Below are 10,461 nucleotides of genomic sequence, written 5' to 3' on the forward strand. Positions count from 1 at the left end.
AGCATTCAGTTCAGAGATACGCAAATGTTCGAAGGGAGTAATAGCTGAATGATTGCAGCACAGAAACACCTCCCCGCTCCACTTTGGTCAGCGCTGGTGCCGATTATCTCCCTGGCTGTCGCGGCGGCATTAATCGTCTTATGGCCGGGGTCTGTGCCCGGCCTGCTTGTGCCAGTTGCGACCATACTCCTATTTGCCTCGGTCCTGGCGGCTGTTCATCACGCCGAAACGATTGCGCATCAGCTGGGGGACCCCTACGGCGCCATTATCCTCGCGCTTGCCGTGACGGTCATCGAGGTCGCGCTCATCGTATCGGTTTTGCTTGCGGCGCCGGCGGGAACCAGCGAAATCGCTCGTGATACGGTCTTTGCGGCCATCATGATCGTGTTGAACGGTATCGTCGGTCTGTGCCTGCTGGTGGGAGGGCTGCGTTTTCACGAACAGGAGTTTATTGCACGGGGCGCCGTTGGGGCGCTTGGCGTGCTGGCCACTGTCGCCGTACTTTCCCTGGTCTTGCCCAATTACACGGTTGCGGTGCCGGGGCCCATTTACGCCACGCCGCAATTAGTGTTTGTGGCTACTGTGTCGTTTGCGCTTTATGCACTGTTCCTGTTTGTGCAGATGGTGCGGCATCGCGGAGATTTCAGTGATCCCCGATTGGAGGACCTCGCGGATCAAAAACCCGGGCGGCAAAAAATGGTAACCGCGCTCATCCTGCTACCAATTGCATTGGTATCAGTGGTGCTGCTGGCCGAAACCCTGGCACCTTCAGTCGAAAATGCGGTTTCGCGGGCCGGACTACCCGCCGCCCTTGTCGGGGTGGTGATCGCCATGACGGTCCTTCTGCCAGAGGGCATGGCCGCTCTGCGTGCCGCACGCGCCAACCGTATCCAAAGCAGTCTCAACATGGCGCTCGGTTCGGCAATGGCCAGTATCTGCCTGACCATTCCTACGGTAGCCATCCTGTCTATTGCAATGGGTCAACCGCTGACATTGGGCCTGGAGCCAGAACATATTGTGCTACTGCTGTTATCACTCTTCGTGGCAACCCTCTCGCTGGCCATGGGTCGCACGACGATCCTGCAGGGTGGCATCCACCTGGTGATTTTTGGTGCCTTCCTGACGCTGGCCGCGATGCCTTGATCTCCTTATCGGCGATCGACGTGACACCCGACATTCGGACCAGACGCTAAACTCTGATCATATCGACCAGGCGAGTCTGATCAGAGCTGAGGTGTCGGCATTATGGCGATAGATTAGCCGCAAGTTGTGGCATAGCGAGGCAGTGGGCTGTGCTAGAAGCGCCAGGTCACACCAAGCAGAGGGCCGCTCATCGCCACGTCAATGCGAGTCCCCGATTCGTTGCGATCTACCACCAGGTGGCGATATCCCGCCGCCAGCGTGAAGGCGTCGCTTACCTGATAGTTGCCTGTGGCCACCAGTTGCCAGGTAGTATCGGCGCCGGCTCCGAAACCGCCGATATCGGCGTGCACCAGCGTAGACCATCCCGGGGTCCAGGCCGAACGCAGCCGCGCGGCAAGAATCGGGTCGACCCAGCGTTCGGTTTTGCTGGCACTGAGCCCCAGAGCCGGCACGGCGACCTCGGCTTCAATCCGCCAGGCTCGCGCGCCCGCCATCAGGTCCAGGCGGTGCTTTGACTCGCTCACCACTTGATAGCCTGCCGCTGCCGTGAACGAGCGCTGGCGCAGCTTGCCCTCGCCGGCAATCCCGGGTGCCAGTGAACTCTCATGGCTAAGCGACGCCCAGGTCAGGTCGCCGAACAGCACCCAGCGGTCACGTCGAGCGCTGCCGGTCAGGAAAAAAGCACCGTCAAGGTCGTCGAGGACATCGCTGAAGGAGCGCGAGGTGCTGATAGTGGGGGCTTGCGGCAGGGGCCGGACATCACCCGACAGGCCGGCCATCCAGGCATAGGGGGTGAGCTGGAAGCGCCAGGCATCGTTGGCGGCGCTGGCCTGGGAGACCAGGCCCGGTGACCCAAGCCCTGAACCCAGAGTCAAGGCCATGGTCAGGGCAAGCGGCAGTCGTTTAACCATGATGGGTGGCCTCACAGTCGATCCTTATGGATGCGTCCAGCCTTCATGATCAGGCGCAGATTGCGCTCGGGGTCAGCCAGGAAGTCGAGACCCAGAGCCGGGTCGCCGTCGACCACCAGCAGATCGGCCAGGGCGCCGGGCTCGATGCGTCCCAGCGTGCCGGGGTAGGGGGTGCGCGGGCCACTGAGTGAAAGCAGTTCCCCGTTGCGGCCGGTGGCCATGGCCAGCACCGTCAGGGGGTCGTAGAAGCGGGTGAGCTTGGCCAGGTGGCGCAGCTGGTTCGGCGTGTTCTGCGGGCTGAAGAGGATATCGGTGCCCCAGGCCGTGTTGACGTCGAAGCGCTGGGCCATCTCGTAGGCGCGCACCGTGCCCTCGGCCACCTGGCGCTGGGACTCTCGGCGCGCCGCGTCGGGGTAGACGTTGGAATCCTCGTCCTGCAGGAAGGGCTGCAGGCTCCACCAGGCGCCCTCTCCGGCCATCATCCGCACGCTCTCCTCGTCGGCCAGCTGGCCGTGCTCGATGGAGCGGACCCCCGAGCGCAGGGCGCGCTGAATGCCACGCGGCGTGTAGACGTGCACCATCACATAGGTGCCCCAGTCCTCGGCCGCCTGGACCGCGGCGCGCAGTTCGCGCTCGGTAAACTGGGTGCTGTCCAGCGGGTCATAGGTGGAGGCCACCCCGCCGCCGGCCATCAGCTTGATCTGGGAGGCACCAAGCATCAGCTGCTCGCGGGTACGCCTTAGCACCTCGGCCTCGCCGTCGGCGATCGCCGCCACCCCCTGGCGTTCCTGCTCGCTTAGCGGCGTGGTGGCTCCGCGGGGTACCTCGTGGCGCATACGGAAGTCGCCGTGCCCGGAGGTCTGGGAGATCATGGCCCCGGCGGGAAAGATCCTGGGCCCTGCCACGATACCCTCGTCGATGGCGCGCTTGAGCGCGAAGGAGGGCCCGCCCACGTCGCGAACCGAGGTCACCCCGCGCATCAGGGTGCGCTCTGCCTCGCGGGCCGCCACCAGGTGCACGTAGCCCACATCGGCGGTCATCGCCGCCACCTGGGTGATGGCGGCCAGCGTCGTATGCCAGTGGGCATCGATCAGTCCCGGCATCAGCATGCGCCCGCCGCAGTCGATCACTTCCGCTCCTTCGGGCTCGGCGTCGGCCGGCAGGATGGCCTGGATACGGCCGTCTTCCACGCGCACTGCCACATCCTCACGCAGCGGGGCACCGCTGCCGTCGAACAATCGCAGGTTGGTTAACAGCAGCGGGCCGTCCTGACCCCGCGGCTGAGCACTCACCTCCTCGGGAGCGTGCAGGCCGGCAAAAAGCGCCATCACGGCCGCCGTTCCGCCCAGGAAGTGGCGGCGTGTGATCTCCGCCATCATGCGTTCATGGAAACGTTGCAGCAGGGGAGAACCGCAGCAGCAGGCTCCGTGAGCATGGGAAGCCGAGGGAGCGATCAGCGAGAAAGGGCGAATGGCAGGCAGCATGAAGAATCCTGTCTCGTGGGCAATTGAAGCTTGAGCACTATCTTGAAAATCTTCTTGAGCACTATCAAGCAAGCGTCACAATGCCTTGATGTTAGGTGTTTCTTGATAAAGTCTGTTAAATGAACCGGACGGTCACAACATGAAATTAGCCCAGAATGCGATCCGGAGCCAACCCGAATGTCATCCTGATCTCTTCGCGGCCGAGTTCACGCTTGATGGGCGAGAGCAGGGTCGCGCATCTGCACGAATGGCGCCGCAGGCACCTGGAAGACTGAGGAAAACTCATGCATCTCTCACCCCGCGCCCGCACCCAGCTGTTGGCATAAACAACATCGCCGCACCCGGGGGGTGCGGCGATGCCTGTTAACAAAGGGCTTTGCACTATGCGGGGTGAGTCAGCGACTCATCAGGCTGTGGCGGCCTGGTAGCGGCTTTCGACTTCGTCCCAGTCGATGACGTTGAAGAACTCTGCCACGTAGTCCGGGCGCTTGTTCTGGAACTTCAGGTAGTAGGCGTGCTCCCACACGTCCAGACCCAGCACTGGCGTGTTTCCAGCGGAGAGAGGGCTGTCCTGATTCAGGGAGTTTTCCACCACCAGGGTCTTCTGGGGGGTGACGCAGAGCCACGCCCAGCCGCTGCCGAAGCGACCCAGGGCTGCCTTGGTGAAGGCTTCCTTGAAGGCGTCGAAACCGCCCAGATCCTTATCGATGGCCTGGCCGACATGCCCCTTGGGGGCACCGCCGCCGTTGGGCGACATCATCTGCCAGAACATGCTGTGGTTGGAGTGGCCGCCGCCGTTGTTGATGACTGCCTGGCGCTTGTCGGCCGGCACGCGATCCAGGTTAGCCAGCAATTCGTCAACGGGCACGTCCTCGAGGCCGGTCCCTTCGAGGGCGGCGTTGAGATTGTTGACGTAGGTCTGGTGATGCCGGGAGTGGTGAATCTCCATGGTCAGCGCATCGATATGCGGTTCCAGAGCATCGTAGGCATAGCTAAGGTCGGGCAGGGTATGCGGCATGGACACACCTCCTTGTCGTTTGTCAGAGAATTTACCAGTGGATAACACCCCACATCATGGCAGAGCTGTCGAAAAAGGGTCAATAAGAATCACTATTGGCTCATATAGTCACAGGCAATCGGCGGCCTTATCACCATCCGATTCTCACCGCATATTCGAGATAGCGCCGGTTATTCCATGAGGCTAAGAACCTGCTGGTGAAGTATCCTCGGCGCATCTCTTTTCTGACATATTCAACAGGCTTTCTTGAATGCTTCCAGACTCTCAGTTGACGCTTTATCTTTCCGTCCTGGTCAGCTTCCTGCTCGGCGCGATGATCACCTTCGCCCTCCAGCAGCGCCGCGTCAGCGCCATCCGCCTCGCCCTCGAAGCCACCCGTGCCGACCTCCACACCCAGCAGCTTGACGCGCGTGAGCAGACGGTGGCACTGCAGGTGGCGGAGGGGGAAGTGGAGACCCAGCGTGACGATGTGAAAGCCCAGACTCGCGAGCTGGAACGCTTCCGCGAGGCCTACTACGCGCTTAAGCAGACCCACGGCGAGCTGACCACCCGGCTGGAGGAGAAGGAGGCGAACTTTGGCCGTCAGCTGCAATGGATGGAGGAGAGCAAGCAGCAGCTCAAGGTGGAGTTCGAGAACCTGGCCAACGAATTGCTGGAGCAGAAGGGCAAGGCCTTCTCGTCGCTTTCCGAGCGCAATCTGCTGGGTCTGCTCAAGCCCTTCCAGGAAGAGATGAAGGGCTTTCGAGAGAAGGTGGAGACCCTGCACACCCAGGAGACGGCTCAGCGGGCGAGCCTGACCACCGAGCTCAAGCACCTTCAGCAGCTTAACCGGGATATCACCGACCAGGCGGCGCAGCTCACCGAGGCGCTCAAGGGCCAGAAGAAGGTGCAGGGCAACTGGGGCGAGCTGATGCTTGAAAACGTCCTCGACAGCGCCGGCCTGCGTCCGGGCGAGGACTACCAGCGCGAGAGGAGCTTCACCACCGAGGAGGGCAAGCGCCGCCCGGATGCGCTGGTCTACCTGCCCCAGGGCCGTCACCTGGTGATCGATGCCAAGACGTCCCTTGTCGCCTACCTGGAATACGTCAACGCCGAGGATGAGCTCACCCGAAGGCAGTCGCTGGCGTCCCACGCCCTGGCGGTGGGCGCACGCATCGAGGAGCTGGCCGACAAGCACTATTACGACCTGCCGGGGCTCAACTCCCCGGAGGTTGTGATCATGTTCATTCCGGTGGAGTCGGCCTATATCGAGGCGTTGCGCCATGACAGCACGCTCTTTCAGCGCGCCATCGAGCGTAACGTGCTGGTGGCCACGCCGACCACCCTGCTCACCAGCCTCAATATTGTCAGCCAGCTGTGGCGTTTCGAGAACCAGAGCCGCCACAGCGCCGAGCTGGCAAAAAAGGCCGAGCGCTTCTACCACAAGCTAGGCTCCTTCCTGGAGAGCATGCAGGACGTGGGCAGGAAACTGGATGGTGCCCGCATCAGCTACGACAGGGCGCTGGGGCAGCTGGTCAACGGCAAGGGCAACTTGATCAAGCAGGCCAGCGAGTTCCAGGAGCTGGGGGTGGCGGTGAAGAAGGAGCTACCCGCCGAGATCGTCGAGCGGGCCAGGCTTGAGGTGGGGACGTCGCTTCCTGAGAAGGGTGGCGAGTAGTCGCTCCAGGCCGAGTTCGACCGAGATCATAAAAGGTGATCTTTCCCTGTCGAGGCGTGCTCAAGGCCTGCCTGGCAGCTTATAGTATTGATCCAGTTGTCATGGCTACAGGACAGGGAGTTGAGATGGCCTTTCGTTTTCAGCGCCGTATTCGTTTGGCGCCCGGGGTGCGCCTCAACCTCAGCAAGCGCGGACTGGGGCTGTCGGTGGGCCCACGCGGCGCCAGTTTGAGCATGGGGCCCAGCGGCGTGCATGGCCATGCGGGTCTTCCCGGCACGGGGCTTGCCTACCGCCGCAAGCTTATCGGTGGAGGTGGCCCGCGCAGAAAGGGGGTGTCTGGTGCGTCGGCGGCGGCGTCCGGCCATGCGGCGGCGCTGAAGGCACAGCTTGACGAGGGTGGGAGCTTTGAGGTGCAGCTGGCCGTCGAAGAGGGCGGGCAGGTCAGCTATTTCCACGCCGACGGTACGCCGCTTTCCAGCGACGAGGTGCGCGTGCTGCGCCGCCATGCCGAGGATTCCATTCGCGAACAGCTGCGTGCCCACTGCGAGCGGCTCAATGCCGATCTCGACCGCCTCGGGCGTCTGCACGAGGAAACACCGCCGCTTGAATCGCTTGGCTACGCCACGCGCGACTTCGGTGAGCCACCCCCTCCGCCGTTCCAGCCTCAGCCTTCCAACTGGCGACATGCAATTTGGTCGCCTGCCAGGCGTCGCCTCGAGGAGGAGAATCGGCAGCGCCGGGCGGACTTCGACGAGCAATATCGGGCTTGGGAATGGCGTAAAGCAGAGCATGATGCGGCGGAATTTTCTCGTCACCTCCGCGAGAGCGATGGGGTGTGGGACGATCCGGATGCCATGGAACAGACCCTGAGTGAGCGCTTGGAGGAGATCGACTGGCCCCGGGAGACACTGATCAACTTTGACCTTGGCAGCGATGTACGCACCATCGCCGTGGACATCGACCTGCCGTGCGAGGAAGAGATGCCGGACCGCTACTGGGGCATGCCGCCCAAGCAGCTTAGACTCACCCCGCGCAAGCTAAGCGCTACCCGCCAACGCGAACTCTACCGCGACCATGTTCACGGCATCGCTTTTCGGGTGCTTGGGGCGGTGTTCGCCCGCCTGCCGGCCGTGGATGAGGCCCGTATCTCCGGTTATCGCCAGATCCCCGACCCGGCTACGGGCGGCCAGCGCGATCAGTATCTCTATAGCGTCAAGGTCAGACGTGATCAGTGGGAAAGAATCCACTTCGACCGGCTCGACCAGGTGGACCCTGTTGCCTCCATGGAGGCCTTTACCCTGCGCCGCGACATGACCAAGACCGGCATTTTCCGTGATATCGAGCCGCTGAAGCTGGTGTGAACGGCAGAACCTGGAGGAGATGTGCCAAGTCAATGTGGCGGCCCCCTGGCATCGGGTATGCTGGTGTCAAGCTGATCATCAGCGCTTTGCTGCGATATGACCGGCGTAGACACCGCTTGCCCGGAGGCCACTCAGATGAATATTCAACACCGCATTGACCGCCCGCATGAAACCGGCTGTATCGAAGTGTACGGTGATGATCCGTATGAGTGGCGCATTCTGGATCATACGGGTCATCTGGTTCGCGACAGCGCCGGCTATGGCAGTGGTACTGGCGCCTACGCTTCACCGGAGATCGCCCTGCGCGATGCCATCTCCTTCGATGCCGATGACAGCGTGGTACCGATCTTCTTCCGACACGGCGCCGATGCTGAACTCGAGAACGCCGCCCAGGCTCACCGCACCGCCGATACTCTGCGCACCACAGCCTTGGCCCTCAAGAGCGCTGTCAGCGAGGCCCAGTTGGATAGCCGCCACGCTACTGACAGCGAGGCGCAGGATTACCTGGAGGCTCGCATCGTCGTGATGGAGCGCCTTGTCGAGGCGCTTGAGGAGACCGCGGGCCGGCTGCAGGCAGCCATCCAGGCCACGGCGGAGTGATCCGTCAGGCCCGAGCAGCTGAGCTCATCTCCATGGCGGCGTTCCCTTCCTCATTGGATCAAGACGGGGGTATCGATTCCAACCAAGGAGGAGAGTATGCGTATCTGACCGTTCTCGATGGCAAGACACCCCTCTGTCCAATCGACACGTTCATTGAGAAAAGGATCGCGGCTCCCAAGGCCATGAATGCCAATATCGCCACCCAGGGCAGTGTTGGGATAGGAAAGGCGGTGTTGCAGGTAGTAGCGGCGAATCCGTTCTGCCTCCTCCTCAGTGATGAGTCCTGTTGCCAGTGCCTGCTCGGCCACCGCTGGGTTCGGGTAGTTGATGCCGAGGAAGGTGGTGTACTGACTATTGGGATTGATTCGTTCGATTCTGAATTCGCCTTTCGGCGTCATGGCGCTGCCGCGAATACGCAGGTTATCGGCGCCATTGATACCAATGGCGAAGTGGGGGATCACATGGAAGACATTGCGCCCACGTACCACGGACACCGTGCGGTCCTGGAGGCTGATGTGAAGCCAGACGACGTCATCATCGACGGGCAGCAGGCTGATCCCTGTGTCGATGTCATTCAGGAAGTGGTTTCCTGCTGATCCGGTCACGCTGCTCGTCAGCGGCTCAGCCGGTTCGATCAACGAAGCGCTGGCCTGTGTGGCGGTAACCAGCAAGGAGAGGACGAGGAGCTTGAACGAACGAGTGATAATGGGGGCAGGCATGGTGTGATGAGGTCGGTTTGCGAGCGATAGCGTAATCTACCACGCTCTGAGGCTGATCGGACCAGGCCTGCTCTCATTTCAGATGCCACTGGCTGTGAGGCCGACGCCCTGCATGGCCAACCGTACCCTTGGTAAGATCAGACTGTCCTGATGGTTATGGTCGGGGTGTCGCGATATCTTCGATCAGGTCCCAACCGTGGTCGGAGATCTCGTAGCGTCCTGCCATAAGTCACCTATGACTGATACTGTCGAAAAAGCATCTGGCATTCTTGTGATAGGGCCGTTCGCTCGACATGGTGTCACTTCCCTTTGGCCGGATAGCGCCAAGGTACCGTCCGGTTTACTAGAATGCGATATGTGCATCTGCTGCCAGTTCGCTTGCTACTTCTGTGATTGGCGTCTGAGCTCCTTAAAGAGAAGGCCAAGTTGCCCATGGCGTTATCACGGTAGCGGATGCAGGGTGCTTGAAGGCCGTCGATCTGCCCCGTCGGTATCGGGAGGCGACGACCGGACGCTATGTTGCACTGCACAAAAATCCCTGTTAGTGTGCACAACATCAGAGCGGGGATCTCCCGTTCGTTCAGAACCCGGAGGTTCTTCAGATGAGCAACGTTAACTTCGACACCAAGCAGTTCGAGACCATGATGTTCGGCCCGGCACGCGCCTTCGCTGCCCTGTCCGTCGACTTCACCGAGAAGCTGGTCAACGCTCAGCTTGACGCCGCCAAGGCCTACACCGACTCCAACCTGTCGCAGCTGCGCAGCCTGATGGAAGTCAAGGATGCCGAAGGCCTGAAAAGCTACATGGAAGGCCAGCAGAAGGTTGCTACGGAAATGACCGAGCGCCTGAAGGCAGACACCGATAAGGTCGTCGCCCTGCAGCAGGACTTCGCCAAGGACAGCCAGAAGCTGACCGAAGAGAACGTCCATAAGGCCCAGGAAGGCATCAAGGAAGCCGCCGAGACTGCCACCAAGGCCGTCAAGGAAGCGGCGCCCCAGGCTGCCAAGTCCGCCTAATAAGGCACCCGCTGGCCCACGCCGGCAGGACGCGATACCCGAGGCCACCGATCCATGATCGGTGGCTTTTCGCATGCAGGGAGGGCGATGGCTGGTCGGGGCTTGTCATGCCGTGAATCTGAGGAGAGGAGTAACGAGTGTCACGCTTCGGGTTCTACGCGGTGTAAGAGATTGCTTACACCGAAAGACAGCGATGTCGTCTGTCGCTCGAGCCGCCATGGGTTCATTTTGAATAATTGACGAGTCGGCCAATTCGCTCCGGCTGGCTCTCTTCATGATCACTAGGCATGGTGGGCCCAGGGAAGGGCTTCTGGGCAAGATCACGCAATGCTCGCCCAGGGTGTTCGTTCGGGATCGAGTGGCATGGGCCAGTCGTCAGCCAAGCCTTTAGGGTGCCGCATCACCCAGTTCAGTAATGTAGAGGGTCGGCGGTCTCAAGTTCCAAGCGCAACACTATTGAAGGGTGCTCGGGCCACTAACCGATTTCTTGAGCACCTCGGCGTAAACTTCCAGCGGCGTGCGCCAGTCCAATGTCTTGCGCGGCCGCGTGTT

At 61.5% G+C, this 10,461-nt stretch carries 9 protein-coding genes; 5 read left to right on the plus strand and 4 right to left on the minus strand.

The window, feature by feature from the left end; translation table 11 throughout:
• Positions 1-48 precede the first annotated feature (48 nt).
• A complete protein-coding gene (locus ACFODV_RS12565) occupies positions 49-1,143 on the plus strand; it encodes a calcium:proton antiporter (RefSeq protein WP_379759958.1) in 1,095 nt (364 codons plus the stop codon).
• Between the two features lie 152 nt (positions 1,144-1,295).
• On the opposite strand, the gene ACFODV_RS12570 is transcribed toward ACFODV_RS12565, so the two are convergent.
• The 3 genes from ACFODV_RS12570 to ACFODV_RS12580 all read right to left on the minus strand — a co-directional run bounded on the left by ACFODV_RS12570 (position 1,296) and on the right by ACFODV_RS12580 (position 4,556).
• On the minus strand, positions 1,296-2,054 hold the full coding sequence (locus ACFODV_RS12570) for a hypothetical protein (RefSeq protein WP_379759960.1): 759 nt from the start codon (positions 2,052-2,054) through the stop codon (positions 1,296-1,298).
• A gap of 11 nt (positions 2,055-2,065) precedes the next feature.
• A complete protein-coding gene (locus tag ACFODV_RS12575; RefSeq protein ID WP_379759962.1) occupies positions 2,066-3,538 on the minus strand; it encodes a metal-dependent hydrolase family protein in 1,473 nt (490 codons plus the stop codon).
• A gap of 406 nt (positions 3,539-3,944) precedes the next feature.
• Positions 3,945-4,556 (minus strand): superoxide dismutase, encoded by a 612-nt coding sequence (locus tag ACFODV_RS12580; RefSeq protein WP_379759964.1) that lies wholly within the window; start codon positions 4,554-4,556, stop codon positions 3,945-3,947.
• A gap of 250 nt (positions 4,557-4,806) precedes the next feature.
• Here ACFODV_RS12580 and rmuC point away from each other — a divergent pair, with 250 nt between their 5' ends.
• From rmuC to ACFODV_RS12595, 3 genes are all read left to right on the plus strand, one after another.
• Entirely contained in the window at positions 4,807-6,213 is a 1,407-nt protein-coding gene (rmuC, locus tag ACFODV_RS12585) for a DNA recombination protein RmuC (protein ID WP_379759965.1), read from the plus strand.
• Between the two features lie 125 nt (positions 6,214-6,338).
• Positions 6,339-7,574 carry a DUF4236 domain-containing protein gene (locus ACFODV_RS12590; RefSeq protein ID WP_379759967.1) on the plus strand — a complete coding sequence of 412 codons (1,236 nt, stop codon included), beginning with the start codon at positions 6,339-6,341 and terminating at the stop codon, positions 7,572-7,574.
• A gap of 135 nt (positions 7,575-7,709) precedes the next feature.
• A complete protein-coding gene (locus tag ACFODV_RS12595; RefSeq protein ID WP_379759968.1) occupies positions 7,710-8,174 on the plus strand; it encodes a hypothetical protein in 465 nt (154 codons plus the stop codon).
• A 50-nt stretch (positions 8,175-8,224) separates the two neighbouring features.
• Here the strand turns inward: ACFODV_RS12595 and ACFODV_RS12600 are convergent, their stop codons facing one another.
• Positions 8,225-8,893 carry a L,D-transpeptidase family protein gene (locus tag ACFODV_RS12600; RefSeq protein WP_379759970.1) on the minus strand — a complete coding sequence of 223 codons (669 nt, stop codon included), beginning with the start codon at positions 8,891-8,893 and terminating at the stop codon, positions 8,225-8,227.
• 602 nt (positions 8,894-9,495) lie between these two features.
• Here ACFODV_RS12600 and ACFODV_RS12605 point away from each other — a divergent pair.
• Positions 9,496-9,909, plus strand: a complete 414-nt coding sequence (locus ACFODV_RS12605; protein ID WP_379759972.1) for a phasin family protein — start codon at positions 9,496-9,498, stop codon at positions 9,907-9,909.
• Positions 9,910-10,461 lie beyond the last annotated feature (552 nt).

The sequence above is a fragment of the Halomonas tibetensis genome (assembly GCF_042643535.1).
In the GTDB taxonomy this organism is placed as follows: Bacteria; Pseudomonadota; Gammaproteobacteria; order Pseudomonadales; family Halomonadaceae; genus Halomonas; species Halomonas tibetensis.

Coding starts and splice junctions, on each gene's coding strand:
- ACFODV_RS12595 (WP_379759968.1), top strand. CDS start 7,710: ATGAATATTCAACACCGCATTGACCGCCCGCATGAAACCGGCTGTATC.
- ACFODV_RS12590 (WP_379759967.1), top strand. CDS start 6,339: ATGGCCTTTCGTTTTCAGCGCCGTATTCGTTTGGCGCCCGGGGTGCGC.
- ACFODV_RS12565 (WP_379759958.1), top strand. CDS start 49: ATGATTGCAGCACAGAAACACCTCCCCGCTCCACTTTGGTCAGCGCTG.
- ACFODV_RS12570 (WP_379759960.1), bottom strand. CDS start 2,054: ATGGTTAAACGACTGCCGCTTGCCCTGACCATGGCCTTGACTCTGGGT.
- ACFODV_RS12575 (WP_379759962.1), bottom strand. CDS start 3,538: ATGCTGCCTGCCATTCGCCCTTTCTCGCTGATCGCTCCCTCGGCTTCC.
- ACFODV_RS12580 (WP_379759964.1), bottom strand. CDS start 4,556: ATGCCGCATACCCTGCCCGACCTTAGCTATGCCTACGATGCTCTGGAA.
- ACFODV_RS12600 (WP_379759970.1), bottom strand. CDS start 8,893: ATGCCTGCCCCCATTATCACTCGTTCGTTCAAGCTCCTCGTCCTCTCC.
- ACFODV_RS12605 (WP_379759972.1), top strand. CDS start 9,496: ATGAGCAACGTTAACTTCGACACCAAGCAGTTCGAGACCATGATGTTC.
- rmuC (WP_379759965.1), top strand. CDS start 4,807: ATGCTTCCAGACTCTCAGTTGACGCTTTATCTTTCCGTCCTGGTCAGC.